This is a genomic window from Streptococcus sp. HMSC070B10, from assembly GCF_001808665.1.
GTDB lineage: Bacteria > Bacillota > Bacilli > Lactobacillales > Streptococcaceae > Streptococcus.
The window spans coordinates 1-21,387 of sequence record NZ_KV794199.1; the positions used below are offsets into that span (position 1 = coordinate 1).

Consider the following 21,387-nt stretch of genomic DNA (forward strand, 5'->3'; position numbering starts at 1 on the left):
CTGGGATATCTTTCTTAGGTTGTTCGCCATCTTCTGTTGGATAGTTTGGAATTTCATTTCCGTCTTTATCCTTGTGACTTGTCTTAACTTTCTCATAAACGTGCTCTGTATCACCGTTTGGAAGTTTCTTAGTTTCTACGAAGCGGTAACCTGGAATATCTTTCTTAGGTTGTTCGCCATCTTCACTTGGATTTCCTGGAATCTCATTTCCTTCTTTATCCTTGAATGATGTCTTAACTTTTTCGTAGATGTGTTTTGTATTTCCTTTTTCGTCTACTTCAGTTTTAACAATCTTGTATCCTGGGATATCTTTAGTTGGTTTAGTTCCATCTTCTGTTGGTGAAAGTGGGTTGCCATCTTTATCAACGAATGAAGTATCAGGACGAACTGTTGGAGTGTAAGTAGCTGTTACTGGTGTACCATTCTTATCTACACGTTTAACGGTTACGCCTGTTGCTTGACCTACGAAGTCAGGTTCTGGGGTGAAGGTTACTTTACCGTTTTCATCGATTGTGTATGTTCCTTCACCTGGTACTTTCTTCTCAGTTGTGCCATCGTCAAATGTTGGTTTAACAGTTTCATCGATTTCAACTGGAACTTCCTTACCGTTGATTGTAACTTTTCCACCTTCAAATGTTGGTGTGCCTTCTTGAGGTTGTCCTTTAGGACCTTCTGATTCAGAATCTTTTGAAGTTGGTGTTACTGGAACGACTACAGGAGTGTACTTAGCTGTGATTGGTGTGCCGTTCTTATCTACACGTTTAACAGTTACACCTGTTGCTTGACCAGTGAATGTTTTCTCTGGGGTGAAGGTTACTTTACCGTTCTCGTCGATTGTGTATGTTCCTTCGCCTGGTACTTTCTTCTCAGTTGTGCCATCTTCGAATGTTGGCTTAACAGTTTCGTCGATTTCTACAGTTTTTTCTTCACCATTTACAGTAACTTTTCCACCTTGGAATACTGGTTTGCCTGTTTGAGTTGAACCTTGGATATCTTCAGTTACAGCGTCTGTTCCTGTTGGTGTTGCTTTCTTAACAACTGGAGTGTATTTAGCTGTTACTGGTGTGCCGTTCTTATCTTCGCGTTGAACTGTAACACCTGTTCCTTTACCTGTGAAGTTCTTTTCTGGTGTGAAGGTTACTGTTCCATCTGGAGCTACTGTATATGTTCCTTCACCTTCGATAGTTACTGAATCAACTGGATCTCCTGTTTTCGGATCTACCAATTTAGCTGGTTTATCTTCATCAATTTCAACAGTTTTTTCTTCACCATTTACAGTAACTTTTCCACCTTTAAATGTTGGTGTTCCTTCTTGAGTAGCACCTTGAACATTTGTAGTGATGACATCTGAACTTGTTGGTGTTGCTGGTTTCACAACTGGTGTGTAAGTAGCTTTAACTGGCGTGCCGTTCTTATCTTCGCGTTGAACTGTGACACCTGTTCCTTTACCTGTGAAGTTCTTTTCTGGGGTGAATGTAACTGTTCCATCTGGAGCTACTGTGTATGTTCCTTCACCTTCGATAGTTACTGAATCAACTGGATTTCCTGTTTTTGGATCTACCAATTTAGCTGGTTTATCTTCATTGATTTCAACAGTTTTCTCTTTACCATCGATTGTTACTGTTCCACCCTTGAATTCAGGTTTACCTGTTTGAGTTGAACCTTGAATATTTTCAGTTACAGCATCTGTTCCTGTTGGTGTTACTGGTTTAACTTCCGGTGTGTATGTAGCTTTAGCTGGTGTGCCGTTCTTATCTTGACGAACTACCTCAACACCTTTGGCTACTCCTGTAAATTGTGGTTCTGGCTTGAATGTTACTGTTCCATCTGGAGCTACTGTGTATGTTCCTTCACCTTCTACAGTGACTGAATCAACTTGTTCTCCAGTTTTTGGATCTACCAATTTAGCTGGTACTGTATCGTCGATTTCAACAGTTTTCTCTTCACCGTTAACCATAGCTGTTCCACCTTGGAATACTGGTTTGCCTGTTTGAGTTGCACCTTGAACATCTACAGTTTTAGCTGGTTCTGCTGTTGGTGTTACAGGTACGATAGATGGAGTATAAGTTGTAGAAACTTTTGTTCCATTTGCGTCCTCTGCTTGAACATCAGCAGGTGTAACATTACCTGTGTAAGATTTATCTGTTGGTGTGAAGGTTACTTCACCTGTTGCTGGATCAATTGAGTAAGTACCTACTGGAGTTACTCCGTCCTCAGCATATGCTGGAGTTGTTTGACCAGCTGGAACTTCATTTCCTTCTTTATCAAGAAGCTTGTAAGAGTTCTCTTTGATTGGAGCAATAGTGTCTCCAGGAGCGAATGTTGGAGTTCCTTTTTGAGTTTCACCTTGGATAGCTTCTGATGTAGCTGGTTCTGCTGTTGGAACTACCGGAGTAATCTTCGGTGTGTAAGTTGTTTCTACAGCTGTACCATTCTTATCTTTAGCTTGAACTCGTACTGGTTGTACTTCACCTGAATATGTCTTATCTGTTGGTTCGAATACTGCAACAGCTTTTCCATCTACAGTTTTAAGAGTGTACTTACCAATTACGTTTCCTTCTGGATCTTTAGCTGGTACTTCAGTAGCTGGTTGTCCATCTTCACCTAGAAGTGTGTAAGTAGATGGATCGATTTCTACAGTTTTTTCTTCTCCAGCAATTGTAGTTTTTCCTGCTTCAAATGAAACTGGACTTTCTTGAGTCTTACCTTGAACATCTTCAGTTGTAGCTGGTGTTGCTGTTGGTGTTACTCCTACGATGTTTGGAGTGTAAGTTGTAGAAACTTTTGTTCCATTCTTATCTTCAGCTTGAACTTTAGCTGGTTGTACTGGTCCTGTGTAAGATTTGTCTGTTGGTGTGAAGGTTACTACACCTGTTGTTGGATCTACAGTGTATTCCCCAACTTTTTTACCACTTGGGTCTAGAGCATCTACTGGTCCATTTGCTTCTGTTCCATCTGGATTTAATAATTTTACAGAACCCTCTTTAATAGGTACTTCTGTATTTCCTTCTGTAAATGTTGGTTTACCTGTTTGAGTTTCACCTTGTACTCCTGTTGAAGTAGCTGGAGTTGCTGTTGGGTTAACAGGTGTTACAGTTGGAGTGTATTTTGCAGTAGCTGTAGCTGTTACAGGTTGACCATTTTTATCTTGACCTACTGGTGCTGTTAATGATACATCAATACCTTTAGCAGTTCCTGTAAATTGTGGTTCTGGAGTAAATGTTACCGCTCCAGTTGTTGGATCGATTGTATAAGTTCCTTCACCTTTTACAGTTACAGTTGTTTCATCTGTTGGTTGTCCAGTCGCTGGATCTACCAATTTAGCTGGGTAGTTAGCACTTGGTGTTACCGCATCTGGTGCAGTTCCATCTCCATCTTTATCTACGTCGATTGAGAATTTAGGTGTTTTCGTTTGTGGTTTACCTTGGATATCAGTTGACTCTTCTGGAGTTCCAACGATTGCTTTTGGAGTTACTGTTGGAATGTAACGACCATCCATAGAACCTTTAGCAGCTAAGCCAGTTAGTTGAACTTGTTCACTGACTAATTCTAGTTGGTCTTTAGCTTCACCTGCACCACCGATGATTTGGCGACCTTCGTTACCCCAACCAGTAGTGTTACCATTGATATCTGTACGACGAATCGTAATACCATCTGCTGTACCTACAAAGTTTGCTTCTGGGATAAATTCTACATCTACATTTGCACCGTTATCAGTAATCTTGTATTTACCTTGCCCTGGTACTACATAGTATCCATCTACTAGGTCAGCATCTGTTACTAATGTACCATCTGGTTTAACGATTTGTGATTTAACAGTTGTATCTATTGCATTGTCTTTATCAAAATCATAGTTCTTTTGACCATATGCGTTGAATGCTACAGTAGATGTTTGAGTTGCACCTTGTACATCTGTTGTTTCTCTCTTAGTTCCACGTGGTGGAATTGTTTGTTGGATTTGGAAATCTTCTACTTCACCTGAGTAGGCAATACCAGTAGGAGCCTTGACATCTGCTTTATCGTATGCAATACGAAGACGTGTAGCTAATTTAGTTGCACTGGTATCCACATTTTGAACTGTGTTTGTCCAAGTAAGAGTAACCTTACCATCAGCAGTCACTTCTGTCACACCAGCGGCTTCATCTTCATCGAATTTTCCATTGTTGTTAAAGTCAATCCAACCGTTAACGTAAGCTTTAGCTTCTCCGTCTAGGTGGGCATCGAACGTCATTGAGTAAGTTCCATCGTTAACTTTTTTCAACTTATAGTTATCATTTGGAGCAACATCATCACCCATCAATTGACGAGCACCTTCATCAGCATTACCGATACCATTGATATCATCGTATACAAAGGCATTTGTTTTGTTAATTGGAGTTGTACGAACATCAACGTCAGCCGGTACAGAACCTAGATATGGTTGGTGTTGACCGTCAGACTTAGAAATAGAGTGGGCTACACGACCGTATGAAGCTGGAGCATCCCCTTCATCTAGGACCATAAATCCAAGCATAGATCCTTGTTGCCCATTAGACATAATATACATACCAATATTTTTGGCATTACGAGTCATTACCAATGGAGTGGAGAAACCTGAATCACGGTGAGTTGAGACCGGTCCGAAAACTTGTGTCCCTAATCCATCCGCATGAATCGTTCCATCTTTTGCTGTTGCAGTAATTACTGTATCTGATGTAACTGTTGTATTGAAGAATCCTGCACCTTTGTCAGCTAAGAATGGAGCGAAAGCTGGTTTACCACTTCCTTCAAGCGTGTAAGAAATACCTAATTGGCCATCTGCACGATTTTGTCCATGACCTGCAGTAGCCACTGTTCTGCGTTCATAGATTTCCCCAATATATGAACGAGCTGTTTCCTTACCTGGTACATTGGAGTTTGATAACTCAGTTACTAACTCAAAACCATCACCATCTGTTTTATAGATTTCAACTTCGGATGAACCAGCTTCTTCCCCTGTTAAGAATACAACGTTGGCTGGAACTTCTGTTCCATTTAATGTAGCTTTAACTGAGAATTCTACCCCTACGTTAGCTCCATCTTTAACAGACTGGATAACCGTTTTACCTTTAGTATCCATTCCGTTTGTTTTCGCAACAGAGTATGAACCTTGGTTTACGACTTTCAACTCAGCTGGAGTATTGTCTTTGTATACGTTTTGAGCATTGGCATCGTATCCTGCTCCACCACGTTTTTTGTACTCATCCGTTGAGTTAAATGGTGCTAGTTTAGTAACTGTCAAAGTCACAACATATCCTGGAGAGATTTCTTGTGTAAACTTAGTACCTACTTTAAGCTTACCACCATCACCAAGATTTTCAATTTTCGCTTTCGGATTTAAAATGTCAAACCACTTGATTTGTTTTGTCAGACGTTCTGTGTTTTTATCTGCGTATTGCTTCCAGTGATTTGCTTGTTCTTCTTCTGAAAGAGGTGGAGTTGTAACCGTATCAGCAATGTCTGCTAAGACTGCTGAAAACTTACCATCACGACCAATACCTGCATTTTTCAGCTCATTGTATACTGCAAGGATTGACTCATTCAGGCGTGCAAGTTGCGCATCCACTTGCTCTTTGGTCACGCTCTTTTCAGCTAAAAGAGATTTTGTTTCCGCAAGAACTGCTTGGTTTTTAGCTACTGCCGCTTCAACAGCTGCTTTATTTTCTTCCTTCACTTCCTTTTTAGAAAGTTCAGCAGTTGCTAATTTATTAGTCACTTCTGCTTCAGATGAAGCTTTGTCAAGTGCTGTTTTAGCTTCTGAAAGAGATTTTTCTGCTGGAGTAGCTTTCTTTTCAGCTTCAGCTTTAGCAGCTGCTTTTTCAGCTTCTAATTTTTTCTGTTGACCCATGGCATCTGATTCAGCTACGGCTTGACCCAATGCTGAAAGTTTGTCAGCTAAAGTATTCACATCCAATTGACTTGCTTCTGGATTTGAAAGTGTTGCTTTAGCTGTAGCTAAAACTTCCTTAGCTGAGTTTACTACAGACGCATCTGCATTTTTAGCAGATGCTAATTTCATTTCTAAAGTAGCAATATTCGCTTCAAGAGCTGCTTTATTTGCTTTCTTAGCTTCCTGTACTTTAACTTCAGGTTTTGCTTCTTCTACTTTAGTTTCTGGCTTCACGGCTTCCTTTTCTTTATTAGAATCCGCTTGATTTGCTGGGGCAGTAGTTGCAGCTACTGATGCTTCTGCACCTTGAACTTCCGTTGCTGATACCGCACCATTTCCAAGGAACATCAAACCAGCTGCAACTGCTACTGATGCTGCTCCAAAGCTATATTTCCGGATACCATAACGGATGTACTTTTCTACTCTATAATCTTGTTGTTGCTTGCCTTTCATTTAGACCCACAACCTCCTTTTTTATTTTGATGTCGATTTACAAGTTATTGATATCGCAAACTCACATCTAACCTCAGATGAAAACAAAAGATGTTAGAAGTGAAGTTTGATATCATAAAATTGTCTACAACATACACCTTTATGATATCATATTTCCTAGTCTATGGCAAATAAAATGACTTATTTTTTTATTCTAAATTTAAAATAAATATTTTCCAAAAATACAATAATGTTCTGACTATTTAACTTGTTTTGTTAGATATATCAAAGAGTTATAGGTTACATACTATATTTTGTAGTTTTAATATATTAATTTAAATTAACTCTACATGTATATTTTGCTGTTCACAGACAAAAACTTGTCTCTACTGTAAGATACAATTTTTTTGATTCATTATCCATTTTTTCAATAATTTACTCTCCAGCTCATTAGATTTATTTTAAATTCCAGTCAATTAAAAACTCTAGCTAGTTCATAACTCTAAAAATAGCTATCTTTATTTTAGACAGAATGAAATAGATAACCAGTAACCTTCTTTAAAAGAGAAGGATTTTCTATTCACTCTATTTTCCCTAACTGTGCTATACTTAATTTAGTACATTCTTTGAGATTGGAGCTAGTATGAAAATCCATAAAACTGTGAATCCTGTTGCCTATGAAAACACCTATTATTTGGAAGGCGAAAAGGACCTCATCGTTGTCGACCCTGGTAGCCATTGGGAAGCTATTCGTCAGACAATAGAGAACATCAACAAACCTATCTGTGCTATTCTCTTGACCCACGCCCATTATGACCATATCATGAGTCTGGACTTGGTTCGCGAGACTTTTGGCAATCCACCTGTCTATATCGCAGAGAGTGAAGCCAGCTGGCTCTATACTCCTGTCGATAATCTCTCTGGACTTCCCCGCCACGATGATATGGCAGATGTGGTCGCAAAACCTGCAGAACACACCTTTGTCTTTCATGAAGAATACCAACTAGAGGAATTTCGTTTCACTGTCTTGCCAACACCAGGTCACTCTATCGGTGGTGTTTCTATCGTCTTTCCTGATGCTCACCTAGTCTTGACGGGAGATGCTCTATTTCGAGAAACCATCGGACGGACCGACCTTCCGACTGGTAGCATGGAGCAACTCCTTCATAGTATCCAGACCCAACTCTTCACTCTACCAAACTATGATGTCTATCCAGGGCATGGTCCAGCTACTACTATTGCCCACGAAAAGACTTTCAATCCCTTTTTCTAGCAAGCAAAAAACCAAGGAATTTTTCTCCTTGGTTTTTGTGTACTGCTATTCAATTCTCCATTCTTTGACTTTAGAATCTAGCCTAGTTTTAAATTTCATCAAATACTAGTTGACTGGTGCAAATTCTTTCCAATCAAATTTAGCTAAATCAAGTTCATTAGAAGAAATCCCTAAGATTTGCTCTGGCTTTTGATCACTACCAATTTGAAAGATTCCTTCTTTAATCTTCTGTACTCCGTCTTTATCAAAAGCATATAGACTTAAGTTCATTTCTGGTCGTGTTGACTGCCAGTCTGCATATCTGACTTGACCATTTTCATAGATAACTAAACTGGAACGAAAACCACCTGCAGAAGCTACATAAGCTGTATGAAGCAACTTGGGTTGTTTATTCTCCAAATAGTAAATGGCCCCTATATATTTTTTATCTCCAATAATCAATTCATCCTGACCATCCTTATTTAAATCAGCAAACACATAATGAAGACTAGCTGGTTTATCGTAAGTGCTTAGTGTAAAGATATAGCTATACTCTTCAGAAAAAATCTTGTTCTGTTTCAACTTTTCATACAAGGATTCTCGGTCACCACTACTTAAAAGTGCCTGATAGTGATTGTACCGCTCTATTACTTCCTTGTACAAATCTTTTCCTGTTTCGCTTTTCGTTTCCATTGTTGTTGACGGCGTTGCAATTGAAGAACTTGTACTAGTTTGACTCTCTGACTTCGTAGAGGTTTCCTTCTGTTCCTCTTTGGTAGAAGATGACTGTGTTGCCGAAGGTTCTATTGTTTCATCTTTTTTGTTTGCTTCACAAGATGCTAAAACAAAAACAGTAAGAATAGCTGAAAGCATTATTAAAAATTTCTTCATGTTAACCTCTTTAACCCATTCTATGCAGATTTACGGATTTTAGTATTAGATTTGATTCATTACCAAATAATCACGCGGTCTTCTGGTGAACGCCACATACCGTCTCCTTCTTTGACATCATAGGTTGTAAAGAAATCATCGAAGTTTGGTACTTGTACATTAACACGGAGTTTGGCTGGTGCGTGCACATCCACGCTAGCCAAAAGTTTCATAAATTCTGGACGACCTTTCATACGCCAGATGCGACCGAAGTTGTAGAAGAACTCTTCTGCTGAGAAATCTGGTTCTCTCTTAGCTGCTTCAAGCGCTGCAGCGATTCCTCCCAAGTCAGCCACGTTTTCTGATACAGTCAATTTACCGTTAATGGTTGCTCCATAAGAATCCTGTCCATCAAATTGGTCAATAACTTTTTGCGTTTTCTCCTTGAAGGCAGTATAGTCACTCTCTGTCCACCAATCCTTGAGGCTACCATTTTCATCAAAGGATGCTCCGTTGGTATCAAAGGCATGGGAAATTTCGTGAGCAATAACTGCACCAATACCACCGTAGTTAGCAGAAGATGACTGATGCAAGTCATAGAAAGGTGCCTGTAAAATAGCCGCCGGGAAGACAATCAGGTTCTTCTGTGGATTGTAGTAGGCGTTGACCATATGAGCAGGCATGCCCCACTCCTTGTAGTCTACAGGCTGGTTCCACTTGCTCCAACTGTGTTTGATTTCCACACGCGCAAAGGCTAGAGCATTGTCAAAAAGACTAGCATTTTCATTTACTACTTTGTCCTTATAACGTTCTGGCAATTCTTCTGGGTAACCGATATAAGGCTTGATGACATTGAGTTTGACGATGGCCTTGTCACGAGTTTCAGGAGTCAGCCAGTCATTTTTAGCTAAACGTTCCTTATAGACATCAATCATAGTTGCCACTTTTTTCTCCACGTCTGCCTTGGCTTCTGGGGAGAATTTTTCATGGGCATACCAGAGGCCCAAGGCTTGTTTGAATGGACCTTGTGCTAGCTGGTAGGCAGCTTTAACCTTGTCTTTGGCTTCTGGAACTCCAGATAGCGCACGGCTGTAAGCACCTGACAAGACACGGATTTCTTCTGTTAAATAGCTAGTTGAGAGATTGACAACACTCAAAATCAAGGTTGCCTTGAGGAGAGGCCAAGCTTCTTCACTATAGAATTGCTCTGCGGCTTGCCAGAAACGTTCCTCGTCTACGATAACCTTGTCTGGTACTTGTCCAAGAACGACTTGGAAAAAGTCATCCAAAGGTAGGGCAGGCGCGAATTTCTTGAAATCTTCGTAAGCATATGGATGGTAGAGTTTAGCATATTCTGAACTTTCTTCATTAGAGAGCACCACTGCTGCAACTCGACGGTCCAATTCTAGTCTTTTCTCTAGCAAGTCTTCAATTTCTTCATCAGAGAAATCATAAGCCTTGAGGAGATTTGCGCTGGTTTCTTTCCAAAGAGTCAAGAGTTCTTCGCGTTGAGGATGGTCTTCTGCATAGTAGGTCGTATCTGGCAGGATCGTGCTTGGAGCGCTAGCCCATAGAACATTGATTCTGGCATCCATAAAGTCTGGCGATACACCAAAAGGAAGGAAATTAGGTTTTCCTGCAAGCTCAAACTCTGCTAGTTTAGCTGCAAAATCCTCAAAAGTCTCCAATTCTTGGAATTCTTTAAGAAGTGGTAAGACAGGTGTGATACCGTCAGCTTCTCTCTTGTCAAAATCACGAACTAGGCGGTGGTATTTGACAAAGTTTGCCAAGATAGCATCCTCAGGCACCTCTTGACCTGCCAACCACTTGTCTGTTGTCGCCAGCATCAGGTCTTCAATTTCCTGGTCTAAATCAACAAAACCTCCCGTTTGAGACTTATCTGCTGGAATTTCAGCTGTCTTCTGCCATTCTCCATTGATTGCATCATAAAAATCGTCTTGATAACGTGTCATCTTGTTCTCGCTTTCATTTGTACTTGTTTTTAGCTTAACAAAAATTACCTGGGAATGCAATTAAAAATGAACTGATATTTTCTATTGTTTTTCAGTTATTATTTTAATTTTTTCAAAAATTAACTTGACTTAATTTTTTTTTTAAGGTATATTAAGAGGCAGGAGGAATACAAGTTTATGATACGTATCGAAAACCTCAGTGTCTCCTACAAAGAAACGTTGGCACTTAAGGATATTTCACTAGTGCTCCAAGGACCAACAATTACCGGTATTATTGGTCCAAACGGTGCTGGGAAATCAACATTATTAAAAAGTATGCTGGGAATTATCCCACATCAAGGTCAGGCATTTCTCGATGACAAGGAAGTGAAAAAATCCTTACATCGAATCGCCTATGTCGAACAAAAAATCAATATCGACTACAACTTTCCCATCAAGGTCAAGGAATGTGTCTCGCTAGGACTATTTCCCTCTATCCCTCTCTTTCGAAGTTTAAATACTAAACATTGGAAGAAAGTGCAAGAAGCCCTTGAAATCGTCGGCCTAGCTGACTACGCTGAACGTCAAATCAGTCAACTGTCTGGAGGTCAGTTCCAGCGGGTCTTGATTGCCAGATGTTTGGTTCAGGAAGCCGACTATATCCTCTTGGATGAACCCTTTGTTGGGATTGACTCTGTCAGTGAGGAAATCATCATGAATACGCTGAGAGATTTGAAAAAAGCTGGTAAGACGGTTCTCATCGTTCACCACGACCTCAGCAAGGTTTCCCACTACTTCGATCAAGTCTTACTTGTCAATCGAGAAGTGATTGCCTTTGGTCCGACCAAAGAAACCTTTACCGAAGCCAATCTCAAAGAAGCTTACGGTAATCGACTCTTTTTCAATGGAGGTGACCTATGATTGCAGAATTTATCGATGGATTGCAAAAATTCCATTTCCTACAAAATGCCTTGATAACAGCTATTGTCGTCGGGGTCGTAGCTGGAGCTGTGGGATGTTTCATCATTCTACGTGGGATGTCACTCATGGGAGATGCTATTTCACATGCTGTCTTACCAGGTGTAGCCCTCTCCTTTATCTTGGGAGTTGACTTCTTTATCGGAGCCATTGTCTTTGGATTGCTAGCTGCTATCATCATTACCTACATCAAGGGGAACTCGATTATCAAAAGCGATACCGCCATCGGCATTACCTTTTCTTCTTTCTTAGCCCTCGGTATCATCTTGATTAGTGTCGCTAAAAGTTCAACTGACCTTTTCCATATCCTTTTTGGTAATATTCTAGCCGTCCAAGATACGGATATGTTTATCACTATGGGCGTAGGGGCGGTCATTCTCTTGTTAATCTGGATTTTCTTCAAGCAACTCTTGATAACTTCCTTTGATGAACTTCTGGCTAAAGCCATGGGAATGCCTGTCAATTTCTATCACTACCTCCTCATGATACTCCTGACTCTCGTGTCTGTGACAGCCATGCAAAGTGTTGGAACTATCCTGATTGTAGCCATGCTGATTACCCCAGCTGCAACTGCTTATCTGTATGCTAATAGCCTGAAAAGTATGATTTTCCTTTCCTCAACCTTTGGAGCTACAGCTTCAGTTTTGGGACTCTTTATTGGCTATAGTTTAAACTTAGCAGCTGGTTCTAGCATCGTACTTACAGCTGCTAGCTTCTTCTTAATCAGTTTCTTTATCTCTCCTAAACAACGATATTTGAAACTGAAAAATAAACATTTGTTAAAATAAGGGGCAAAACCCCAATAAATTGGAGGATCTAATGAAAAAATTAGGTACATTACTCGTTCTCTTTCTTTCCGTTATTGCTCTTGTAGCATGTGCTAGCGGAAAAAAAGATGCAGCTTCTGGTCAAAAACTAAAAGTTGTTGCTACAAACTCAATCATCGCTGATATTACTAAAAATATTGCTGGTGACAAGATTGATCTTCACAGTATCGTTCCGATTGGACAAGACCCACACGAATACGAACCACTCCCTGAAGATGTTAAGAAAACTTCTGAGGCTGACCTCATTTTCTATAACGGTATCAACCTTGAAACAGGTGGCAATGCTTGGTTTAGCAAATTGGTAGAAAATGCTAAGAAAACTGAAAACAAAGACTACTTTGCAGTCAGCGAAGGCGTTGATGTTATCTACCTTGAAGGAAAAAATGAAAAAGGTAAAGAAGACCCACACGCTTGGCTTAACCTTGAAAATGGAATTATCTTTGCTAAAAATATCGCCAAACAATTGAGCGCTAAAGATCCTAACAACAAGGAATTCTATGAAAAAAATCTCAAAGAATATACTGATAAGCTAGACAAACTTGATAAAGAAAGTAAGGATAAATTTAATAACATCCCTGCTGAAAAGAAACTCATTGTAACCAGCGAAGGAGCATTCAAATACTTCTCTAAAGCCTATGGTGTCCCAAGTGCATACATCTGGGAAATCAATACTGAAGAAGAAGGAACACCTGAACAAATCAAGACCTTGGTTGAAAAACTTCGCCAAACAAAAGTTCCATCACTCTTTGTAGAATCAAGTGTAGATGACCGTCCAATGAAGACTGTCTCACAAGATACAAATATCCCAATCTACGCACAAATCTTTACTGACTCTATCGCAGAACAAGGTAAAGAAGGCGACAGCTACTACAACATGATGAAATACAACCTTGACAAGATTGCTGAAGGATTGGCAAAATAATACTCTTCGAAAATCTCTTCAAACCACGTCAGCTTCCATCTGCAACCTCAAAACAGTGTTTTGAGCAACCTGCGGCTAGCTTCCTAGTTTGCTCTTTGATTTTCATTGAGTATATGCCTCTGAAAAACGTCATTCTCACATGAGCTGGCGTTTTTTCTATCCCCATATTTCCGGTCAAATCATTGGAAAATTCCGACTGTTTCAGCTAAAATGGAAGAAAAAAGATTGGAGTATCCTATGGTAACTTTCCTCGGAAATCCTGTTAGCTTTACAGGTAAACAACTACAAGTCGGCGACAAGGCACTTGATTTTTCTCTCACTACAACAGACCTTTCTAAAAAATCTCTAGCTGATTTTGATGGGAAGAAAAAAGTCTTGAGTGTCGTGCCTTCTATCGATACAGGTATCTGCTCAACTCAAACGCGTCGTTTTAATGAAGAACTGTCTGGACTGGATAATACGGTTGTCTTGACTGTCTCTATGGACCTCCCTTTTGCCCAAAAACGTTGGTGTGGTGCTGAAGGTATTGAAAATGCCATCATGCTCTCGGACTATTTCGACCATTCCTTTGGACGTGATTATGCCCTCTTAATCAATGAGTGGCACCTATTGGCACGCGCAGTCTTTGTCCTTGATACTGACAATACTATTCGCTACATTGAATACGTGGACAATATCAACTCTGAACCAAACTTCGAAGCCGCAATTGCAGCTGCTAAAGAACTAAATTAGAAGCCATTGTGGCAGATAGCTAGAGAAATCTAGCTTTTTTTGATATACTAGATAAAGATATTAGACAAGAGGAAACGAATGACCCCGAATAAAGAAGATTATCTAAAGTGTATTTATGAAATTGGCATAGATTTGCATAAGATTACCAACAAGGAAATTGCGGCTCGTATGCAAGTCTCTCCCCCTGCCGTAACTGAAATGATTAAACGGATGAAGAGCGAAAACCTCATCCTCAAGGACAAGGAATGCGGCTATCTACTAACTGACATCGGCCTCAAACTGGTCTCTGAGCTCTATCGTAAGCACCGTTTGATTGAAGTTTTTCTAGTCCATCATTTAGACTATACGAGTGACCAGATTCACGAGGAAGCTGAAGTCTTGGAACACACTGTCTCTGATTTATTCGTGGAGAGACTAGAAAAATTACTTGGATTCCCCAAGACCTGCCCTCACGGAGGAACTATTCCTGCCAAGGGAGAACTCTTAGTTGAAATCAATAACCTGCCACTAGCTGACATCAAGGAAGCTGGCGCCTACCGCCTGACTCGGGTGCACGATAGTTTTGACATTCTCAATTATTTGGATAAGCACTCACTTCACATCGGTGACCAGCTCCAAGTCAAGCAGTTTGATGGCTTCAGCAACACCTTCACTATCCTTAGTAAAGACGAGGACTTACAAGTAAGTATGGACATTGCAAAACAACTCTATGTCGAGAAAATCAACTAATTTCTCAAGTCCCCCAACCAACCCTGAAAGTTTGATTTTCAGGGTTTTATTTCTAGCATTTGATTTTACTCTCATTTAGTTGTAGAATGTTTGTAAAAAACAAGAAAGATAGTTTAACCTATGAAAAAATCACTAAAAATTTTTGCGACATCTAAATGGTTTGACCTCTTTGGGGTTGCTTTAGTCGTTGGGATTGCGATTGCATCTGGTTACCTCAACTCCCGCCTCGATAAATTCGTAGACTGGGGACCATGGACAGCTCTTGTACCCTTTGGATTGATTTCCGTAACCAACGTTGGGATTTCCATGTTGTCCACTCGTTTCACGGGGAAATTAAGCAAATGGGGAAATTACTTTGGTATTGTTAATACCATTTTGTCCGGTGCTATTGATTATATCCTTGGAAATAAGGCGGCTATTATCACCTATCCCGTCACCTTCCTCATTTATACCTTTGCTATTAAGAAATGGGAAGCTTCGCAAGAAGGCAGACCCAACCAAATGAGCCAAAAACAGCTAAAATTGGCGGCCATCATCATTTCAATCATCGCCTTCCTCTTTGCCTTTGTGACAAACTTTATCGGCTATGGAGGAAAGATGAATCTCCTTGCCTATGTAACAACAATTGCCTTTGCACTCTCACTCATTGCCAATGCTTTTAACGCATTGAAACTAACAACTCAGTGGGGCTTTTGGTTGATTTACAATTTCGTTCAGCTGACAAAGGCTGGTATTCAAGGAAATTTTGCCAATATCGGAAAATACATCTTCTATATCCTCAATGCAATCGGAGCTTTATTTGTCTGGAATGATGAAGAAGTAAGATAATAGAAGAAAACTTAAATAAAAAAACAAGTCGACTTAAGAGAATCTCCCTTCTGCTATTTTTATCATTTTACTTGTAACTCCCATTCTTTTGGAGTAGAATGAAGCTAGATAAAAGAGGGAGGTCATCTTATGAAAAATCTCTTTAGAATCCATTTTATAGCAATTGCAGTCATCGATTTGCTACTATTTGCATTTTTTAGCACTAGACCCGAGACAGCTTTCGACCGGCTCTTGCTCTCTGGTTTTATTTTCCTCCTTACTCAAGGACTCCTGTTATTTCGCTTGCTTGTCCAACTCAAACATCAATTCACTGAGATTTATCCTCAAATCAATAAAAAGATTCGCTTCTACTATTTAGGGGTTCTCTCCATTGATTTTCTATTTTTTGTCCTTTTAGCCTTCGTTAGTTCTCATCGTTTTTCATCTCTTATGCCAATCATCACTGCTTGCCATTCTACTTTATATTATATGACGGCTGACTACCTAAGAGAACACTATCCAGATTTTTACGATAAACACATCTCTTTATGGGAGTGTCTCTAAGGAAAAGGAGGTTTTAGCATGAAAAAAATCATCTTCATCAAAAGCATTCAACTCCTTGTCATTGATGGAATCATGCTGGCATTTTTGACATTTAAAGAGGGGCTTACTTGGGATTGGATTTTGATTTATAGCGGTTGGCTCATTTTCTTTCATCCTGTGCTATTGACCTATCTTTCTAACCAACTTTGTGACCACTTTAGTCACCTCTATTCCCAGATTAGACCGAGATTCTGGCGTTTTGCCTTACAAAGCCTCTTATGGGATATCTTGATGATTCTCTCCTTGCTGTTTTTAAGGGGTATCCCACTTTTCCTTCAGGGAACTCTCCTCGTCCTAGGACATCTCGTCCCTTCCTATCGCATCTGCCAAAGCCTGAAAAGAGATTTCCCCAAGGCCTATCAAGAACCGATTTCATTTTGGAGTATTTTGTAATAGATAAGAAAAACCAAGCCGACTGGGCTTGGTTTTTCTTATCTATTTTTAGTATCAAGGATAATGGTAACTGGACCGTCATTGACCAGTTCAACCTGCATATCCGCTCCAAAGATGCCTGTCTGAACGGGTACTTCTTGCGCTAATTTTTGATTGAATGCATCATAGAAGTCTGATGCCATATCAGGCTTGGCTGCCCCTGTAAAGGCTGGACGATTGCCTTTCTTGGTATCCGCAAAGAGGGTAAACTGAGAAATAGAAAGGATTTCTCCTTCAATATCTTTGACAGACAGGTTCATCTTACCTTCTGCGTCTGAAAAAATCCGCATGTTGACCAATTTTCTCACAGCATAGTCCAAATCTTCCTCTTGGTCCTCTGGTCCAACACCAACCAGCAATAGGAGCCCCTGATTGATTTTTCCCTGAATCTGACCTTCGATACTCACTTGGGCTTTTGTAACCCGTTGGATAATGATTTTCATAATAGCCTTTCTAGTAAGAGCTAGGGCAATTAACCGTTAGTCCGTTTGACAGAGTAAACTTCTGGCACACTCTTAATCTTGTCCACGACCGTGGTCAGCGTCGAGAGGTTGGCAATGCCGAAGGACACATGGATATTAGCAAATTTCATATCCTTGGTTGGTTGGGCGTTGACTGTTGAGATATTCTTAGTTGTGTTTGAAAGAACTTGCAGTACATCGTTCAACAACCCTGTACGGTTGAGGCCGTAGATATCGATATGAGCCATATACTCCTTATTTGAGCTAGAGTACTGGTCTTCCCACTCCACATCAAGGAGACGTTGCTCGTAGTTTTCTTGGGCGCGCAGGTTCATACAGTCCACACGGTGAATAGCCACACCACGACCCTTGGTGATATAGCCAACAATATCGTCACCAGGAACAGGATTACAACACTTGGCAATCCGCACTAGGAGACCTGAGGCTCCTTCAATGACCACACCACCCTCATGCTTAACCTTGAGGGTTTCTTTGTTTTCAACCTTTACCTCGCCACCTTTGACAAGTTCTTCTGCCTCCGCCTTGGCCTTGGCACGTTCTTCCTCACGGCGTTCCTTTTCAGTCAGACGATTAAAGACGGTAATGGCACCGATTTCGCCAAAACCAATGGCCGCAAAGAGGGATTCTTCTGTCTTGTAGCTGGTCTTTTGTAGAACTTGGTCCATATGACGCTTGTCCATGAATTTATTGGCCACATAGCCATTTTCTTGGAACTGAGCCATCAGCATTTCACGACCCTTGTTGACAGACAATTCCTTGTCTTGATTTTTAAAGAATTGACGAATCTTATTACGCGCCTTGCTGGTCTTGACCATGTTGAGCCAGTCACGGCTCGGTCCAAAGGAGTTAGGGTTGGTGACAATTTCAACCTGATCCCCTGTCTTGAGCTTGGTTGTCAGTGGAACCATACGACCATTGACCTTGGCACCAGTTGCTTTTTCCCCGACTTTTGTATGGATTTCATAGGCAAAGTCAATCGGTCCTGAATCTTTTGGAAGGGAACGGACAGCTCCATCTGGAGTAAAGACATAAATCTCCTCGGCCAAATAGTTTTCCTTGACAGAGTCCACAAATTCCTTAGCATCATCAGCCTGGTCTTGAAGCTCCATCATCTCCTTGATCCAGTTCATCCCAATAGCTGATTCCTTGCTGTTAACCTGCCCCTTGATGCCTTTCTTATAAGCCCAGTGAGCCGCAACCCCGTACTCAGCCACCTCGTGCATGGCCTTGGTTCGAATTTGGAATTCGATCGGCCCTTTTGGTCCATAAACAGTCGTATGGATAGACTGGTAACCATTTGCCTTACGATTAGCGATATAGTCTTTGAAGCGACCTGGCATCGGTTTCCAAAGCTCATGCACGTAACCAAGCATGGCATAAACATCACTTTGGGTATCTAAAATACAACGAATGGCAATCAGGTCATAGATTTCCTCAAAACGTTTTCTCTTGTCCTGCATTTTTCGGAAAATCGAGTAAATATGTTTGGGACGACCGTAAATCTTCCCATTTAGATGACGAACTGTCGTATATTCCTCTAATTTTGTGACTACCTCATCCACCAAGACTTCACGCTCTCTGCGCTTTTCCTTCATCATATGAGTAATCTTGTAAAACTCCGTTGGATTGAGATAACGGAAAGATAGGTCCTCTAATTCCCATTTGACACTGGAAATCCCCAAACGGTGGGCAAGTGGGGCATATATTTCCATGGTTTCTTTGGAAATACGCTCCTGCTTATCTTTTCGAAGGTGTTTCAGGGTCCGCATATTGTGCAAGCGGTCAGACAGTTTGACCAAGATAACACGGATGTCCTCAGACATGGCCATGAGCATCTTGCGATGATTTTCCGCTAATTGTTCCTCGATTGATTTGTACTCGACCTTACCAAGCTTGGTAACCCCATCAACGATTACCCGCACATCAGGGCCAAACTCTCTTTCCAAATCGTCCAAGGTCGCATCTGTATCTTCTACTACATCATGCAAGAAACCACAAGCTACTGTCACAGCATCCAGCTTGAGTTTGGCTAAAATACCTGCCACTTGGATAGGGTGAATAATATAAGGCTCACCTGATTTGCGATATTGACCACTATGGCATTCCACCGCGTAGACCAAGGCCTTATGGACAAAATGGACATCCTCTTCCTTTAAATATTCTTTTGTTAAAGCGACAACTTCTTCGCCTGTTAAATTCACTTCTTTTGGCATCTCTACTCTCCAATTCTTCCTACCATTTTATCACTTTTTTAAGAATATGAAAACTAGAAAATTCCCTCTCAATCAATCCACATCTCAAAAAAACACTGCCAGATTTCTAGCAGTGTTTTGAGTTTCGTTTATCTTAGTAAACTGTTTTTTCAGTTTCTACATCGAAGAAGTGTGCTTTGTTCAAGTCAAATCCAAGTTCAACTGTTGCACCAGCTTGCAAGTAGTCACGTGCGTCAACCTTAGCAACGAATTCATCTTTACCAACTTGGCAGTATAGGTGAGATTCTGAACCAAGCAATTCTGATACAGAGATAGTTGCTTTCACAACTGATTCTGGGAATGTTTCAAGGAAAGCAGGTTCTGCGTTCACGTCTTCTGGACGGATACCGAAGATCAATTCTTTACCTTCGTAACCTTTATCGCGAAGAACTTTCAAAGCACCTTCTGGAACTTTCAAGTTAAAGGCGTCACCAACGATGTGGTCACCGATCAATTTTACGTTGATGAAGTTCATAGCTGGGCTTCCGATGAATCCTGCTACGAATTTGTTAACTGGGTTTTTGTAAACTTCTTGAGGAGTACCGATTTGTTCTACACGTCCGATAGTACCAGTACCAGCAGGGTTTTTAGTAGCTGACATGATAACGATACGGTCTGCAAGTGTCATCGCTTCTGTTTGGTCGTGAGTTACGTAGATAGTTGTAGCTCCGATACGACGGTGGATTTTAGCGATTTCAGCACGCATGGATACACGAAGTTTCGCATCCAAGTTTGACAAAGGTTCGTCCATCAAGAACACTTTTGCATCACGGACAATGGCACGACCCATGGCAACACGTTGACGTTGACCACCTGAAAGGTCAGCTGGTTTACGATCCAAGAATTCTTTCAAACCAAGGATTGCTGCTGCTTCTTGCACACGTTTGTCGATGTCTTCTTTGCTGTATTTACGCAATTTCAAACCGAAAGCCATGTTGTCATAAACAGTCATGTGTGGGTAAAGAGCGTAGTTTTGGAATACCATGGCGATATCACGGTCTTTTGGAGCTACGTCGTTGACAACCACGCCATCGATAGATGCAGTACCTTCTGTGATGTCTTCAAGACCAGCAATCATACGAAGAGTTGTTGATTTACCACATCCTGAAGGACCTACGAAAACGATAAATTCTTTGTCTTTGATGTCCAAGTTGAAGTCTTCAACTGAGTAGTGTTCGCTATTTGGATATTTTTTGTAAATGTTTTTAAGATTCAATTCTACCATGAGGTGAACTCCTTTTGTCTTTTGATAGTTTTATTATAGATGAAAACGCTTTACTTTTCTATGGCAAGGTGACCAAAAAAATAAAAAAGTTCTGTGCAACTTGCACAAAACTTTATAAAATATCTGGTAAAATCAACTGATAACACAAGGTCAGGTCAGTCAATTCCTTCAACTGAAGCCCTGTCAATTCTTCCCATTTATCAATCTTGTATTGGAGAGAATTGCGGTGCAGATAGAGTTGCTGGGCTGTTTTAGTGAGAACAGCACTATTTTCCCAAAGAGAGAGAACAATCTCCTGAATCTGGTCTTGATCCAAAATCATCTGGTGTAGACACTCCTTTATTGCCTTCAAGTCCACGAGCCTTTCTCCCATACTCCAAAGATAAAGCTGAGAAAAGGTATGAACACCTTGGTGACCATGACGCCACCAAGTCTTAAACAAATCGCGCTCTGCTTTGATTAAGTCTGATAGTGCTTGATGTCCTGTCTGAGACCAAATCTGGCCCAACATGATAGAGAGACGAAGTCCAAAGTCATACTCAACCGCTTCAATCGTATCACTTAAAATAGCTCGTACAGAGGTATATCTATCTTGTTGAAGCACGAAAACGTAATCCTGAGCTCCGACTTGAAGCACCGTCTGACAGTTGGGAAAAAGAGTCCGCATCATATCTAGCCAAGAAGCTAGATTTTCCTGCTGAAAATAGGAAAGATGACAATAAACCAACTGAATCTTTTTAAAAGTTTTCGGTGCCTGTCCCTTCCCCTCAACCAGATAAGAATACCAAGGATTGAGCGAACGAGCTTGCTCCTGCTGGGTCAACAGGGCAACCAACTGCTTTTCACGCTCACTGAGACCAGCTTCCTCCAACAAAATCCACTGCTGAAAAGCTAAAGGGAGCGTGAGATAGCCTTCTTTCTCTACTGGTTGGTCTGAAATCTGAGCTTCAGGAAACCAGTCTTGTAGTTCTTTTGCCATCATGT

General features: G+C 40.7%; 16 protein-coding genes. 9 read left to right on the plus strand and 7 right to left on the minus strand.

What is annotated here, in order from left to right; genetic code table 11:
- On the minus strand, nucleotides 1–6,361 hold a 6,361-nt coding region (locus tag HMPREF2613_RS06405; protein WP_070479770.1), incomplete at its 3' end, for an Ig-like domain-containing protein.
- 622 nt (nucleotides 6,362–6,983) lie between these two features.
- Here HMPREF2613_RS06405 and HMPREF2613_RS06410 point away from each other — a divergent pair.
- Nucleotides 6,984–7,613, plus strand: coding sequence for an MBL fold metallo-hydrolase (locus tag HMPREF2613_RS06410; protein ID WP_070479771.1), 630 nt, complete (start codon nucleotides 6,984–6,986; stop codon nucleotides 7,611–7,613).
- 105 nt (nucleotides 7,614–7,718) lie between these two features.
- On the opposite strand, the gene HMPREF2613_RS06415 is transcribed toward HMPREF2613_RS06410, so the two are convergent.
- Nucleotides 7,719–8,483, minus strand: a complete 765-nt coding sequence (locus tag HMPREF2613_RS06415; protein ID WP_070479772.1) for a hypothetical protein — start codon at nucleotides 8,481–8,483, stop codon at nucleotides 7,719–7,721.
- Nucleotides 8,484–8,542: 59 nt separating this feature from the next.
- Nucleotides 8,543–10,435, minus strand: coding sequence for an endopeptidase PepO (pepO, locus tag HMPREF2613_RS06420; protein WP_070479773.1), 1,893 nt, complete (start codon nucleotides 10,433–10,435; stop codon nucleotides 8,543–8,545).
- A gap of 177 nt (nucleotides 10,436–10,612) precedes the next feature.
- Between pepO and HMPREF2613_RS06425 the strand changes: the two genes are divergently transcribed.
- The 8 genes from HMPREF2613_RS06425 to HMPREF2613_RS11020 all read left to right on the plus strand — a co-directional run bounded on the left by HMPREF2613_RS06425 (nucleotide 10,613) and on the right by HMPREF2613_RS11020 (nucleotide 16,405).
- The gene (locus HMPREF2613_RS06425) at nucleotides 10,613–11,335 is read left to right on the plus strand and encodes a metal ABC transporter ATP-binding protein (RefSeq protein WP_070479774.1); all 723 of its coding nucleotides are present in this window, start codon (nucleotides 10,613–10,615) and stop codon (nucleotides 11,333–11,335) included.
- Nucleotides 11,332–12,180 (plus strand): metal ABC transporter permease, encoded by an 849-nt coding sequence (locus HMPREF2613_RS06430; protein WP_000559791.1) that lies wholly within the window; start codon nucleotides 11,332–11,334, stop codon nucleotides 12,178–12,180. Before HMPREF2613_RS06425 ends, HMPREF2613_RS06430 begins: the two co-directional genes overlap by 4 nt.
- A gap of 31 nt (nucleotides 12,181–12,211) precedes the next feature.
- Nucleotides 12,212–13,141 carry a metal ABC transporter substrate-binding lipoprotein/adhesin PsaA gene (gene psaA / locus HMPREF2613_RS06435; protein WP_000733069.1) on the plus strand — a complete coding sequence of 310 codons (930 nt, stop codon included), beginning with the start codon at nucleotides 12,212–12,214 and terminating at the stop codon, nucleotides 13,139–13,141.
- 237 nt (nucleotides 13,142–13,378) lie between these two features.
- Nucleotides 13,379–13,873 (plus strand): thiol peroxidase, encoded by a 495-nt coding sequence (gene tpx / locus HMPREF2613_RS06440; RefSeq protein WP_070479820.1) that lies wholly within the window; start codon nucleotides 13,379–13,381, stop codon nucleotides 13,871–13,873.
- Nucleotides 13,874–13,951: 78 nt separating this feature from the next.
- The gene (locus HMPREF2613_RS06445; protein WP_070479775.1) at nucleotides 13,952–14,602 is read left to right on the plus strand and encodes a metal-dependent transcriptional regulator; all 651 of its coding nucleotides are present in this window, start codon (nucleotides 13,952–13,954) and stop codon (nucleotides 14,600–14,602) included.
- 120 nt (nucleotides 14,603–14,722) lie between these two features.
- Nucleotides 14,723–15,430, plus strand: a complete 708-nt coding sequence (locus tag HMPREF2613_RS06455; protein ID WP_004255605.1) for a nicotinamide mononucleotide transporter — start codon at nucleotides 14,723–14,725, stop codon at nucleotides 15,428–15,430.
- 129 nt (nucleotides 15,431–15,559) lie between these two features.
- The gene (locus HMPREF2613_RS06460; protein WP_020902425.1) at nucleotides 15,560–15,973 is read left to right on the plus strand and encodes a hypothetical protein; all 414 of its coding nucleotides are present in this window, start codon (nucleotides 15,560–15,562) and stop codon (nucleotides 15,971–15,973) included.
- Nucleotides 15,974–15,991: 18 nt separating this feature from the next.
- Entirely contained in the window at nucleotides 15,992–16,405 is a 414-nt protein-coding gene (locus tag HMPREF2613_RS11020; RefSeq protein ID WP_081109311.1) for a hypothetical protein, read from the plus strand.
- Nucleotides 16,406–16,443: 38 nt separating this feature from the next.
- Here the strand turns inward: HMPREF2613_RS11020 and dtd are convergent, their stop codons facing one another.
- The 4 genes from dtd to HMPREF2613_RS06485 form a co-directional block, all read right to left on the minus strand.
- Nucleotides 16,444–16,887 carry a D-aminoacyl-tRNA deacylase gene (dtd, locus tag HMPREF2613_RS06470; RefSeq protein WP_070479776.1) on the minus strand — a complete coding sequence of 148 codons (444 nt, stop codon included), beginning with the start codon at nucleotides 16,885–16,887 and terminating at the stop codon, nucleotides 16,444–16,446.
- A 29-nt stretch (nucleotides 16,888–16,916) separates the two neighbouring features.
- On the minus strand, nucleotides 16,917–19,139 hold the full coding sequence (locus tag HMPREF2613_RS06475; RefSeq protein ID WP_070479777.1) for a RelA/SpoT family protein: 2,223 nt from the start codon (nucleotides 19,137–19,139) through the stop codon (nucleotides 16,917–16,919).
- 133 nt (nucleotides 19,140–19,272) lie between these two features.
- The gene (locus HMPREF2613_RS06480; protein WP_004263420.1) at nucleotides 19,273–20,403 is read right to left on the minus strand and encodes an ABC transporter ATP-binding protein; all 1,131 of its coding nucleotides are present in this window, start codon (nucleotides 20,401–20,403) and stop codon (nucleotides 19,273–19,275) included.
- A gap of 112 nt (nucleotides 20,404–20,515) precedes the next feature.
- The gene (locus HMPREF2613_RS06485; protein ID WP_070479778.1) at nucleotides 20,516–21,385 is read right to left on the minus strand and encodes a helix-turn-helix domain-containing protein; all 870 of its coding nucleotides are present in this window, start codon (nucleotides 21,383–21,385) and stop codon (nucleotides 20,516–20,518) included.
- Between the last annotated feature and the right edge of the window lie 2 nt (nucleotides 21,386–21,387).

What these genes read in the sequence shown, in the direction of transcription:
- pepO (WP_070479773.1), bottom strand. Translation starts at nt 10,435, where the DNA reads ATGACACGTTATCAAGACGATTTTTATGATGCAATCAATGGAGAATGG.
- HMPREF2613_RS06445 (WP_070479775.1), top strand. Translation starts at nt 13,952, where the DNA reads ATGACCCCGAATAAAGAAGATTATCTAAAGTGTATTTATGAAATTGGC.
- HMPREF2613_RS06460 (WP_020902425.1), top strand. Translation starts at nt 15,560, where the DNA reads ATGAAAAATCTCTTTAGAATCCATTTTATAGCAATTGCAGTCATCGAT.
- tpx (WP_070479820.1), top strand. Translation starts at nt 13,379, where the DNA reads ATGGTAACTTTCCTCGGAAATCCTGTTAGCTTTACAGGTAAACAACTA.
- HMPREF2613_RS06475 (WP_070479777.1), bottom strand. Translation starts at nt 19,139, where the DNA reads ATGCCAAAAGAAGTGAATTTAACAGGCGAAGAAGTTGTCGCTTTAACA.
- psaA (WP_000733069.1), top strand. Translation starts at nt 12,212, where the DNA reads ATGAAAAAATTAGGTACATTACTCGTTCTCTTTCTTTCCGTTATTGCT.
- HMPREF2613_RS06425 (WP_070479774.1), top strand. Translation starts at nt 10,613, where the DNA reads ATGATACGTATCGAAAACCTCAGTGTCTCCTACAAAGAAACGTTGGCA.
- HMPREF2613_RS06455 (WP_004255605.1), top strand. Translation starts at nt 14,723, where the DNA reads ATGAAAAAATCACTAAAAATTTTTGCGACATCTAAATGGTTTGACCTC.
- HMPREF2613_RS11020 (WP_081109311.1), top strand. Translation starts at nt 15,992, where the DNA reads ATGAAAAAAATCATCTTCATCAAAAGCATTCAACTCCTTGTCATTGAT.
- HMPREF2613_RS06485 (WP_070479778.1), bottom strand. Translation starts at nt 21,385, where the DNA reads ATGATGGCAAAAGAACTACAAGACTGGTTTCCTGAAGCTCAGATTTCA.
- HMPREF2613_RS06430 (WP_000559791.1), top strand. Translation starts at nt 11,332, where the DNA reads ATGATTGCAGAATTTATCGATGGATTGCAAAAATTCCATTTCCTACAA.
- HMPREF2613_RS06480 (WP_004263420.1), bottom strand. Translation starts at nt 20,403, where the DNA reads ATGGTAGAATTGAATCTTAAAAACATTTACAAAAAATATCCAAATAGC.
- HMPREF2613_RS06410 (WP_070479771.1), top strand. Translation starts at nt 6,984, where the DNA reads ATGAAAATCCATAAAACTGTGAATCCTGTTGCCTATGAAAACACCTAT.
- HMPREF2613_RS06415 (WP_070479772.1), bottom strand. Translation starts at nt 8,483, where the DNA reads ATGAAGAAATTTTTAATAATGCTTTCAGCTATTCTTACTGTTTTTGTT.
- dtd (WP_070479776.1), bottom strand. Translation starts at nt 16,887, where the DNA reads ATGAAAATCATTATCCAACGGGTTACAAAAGCCCAAGTGAGTATCGAA.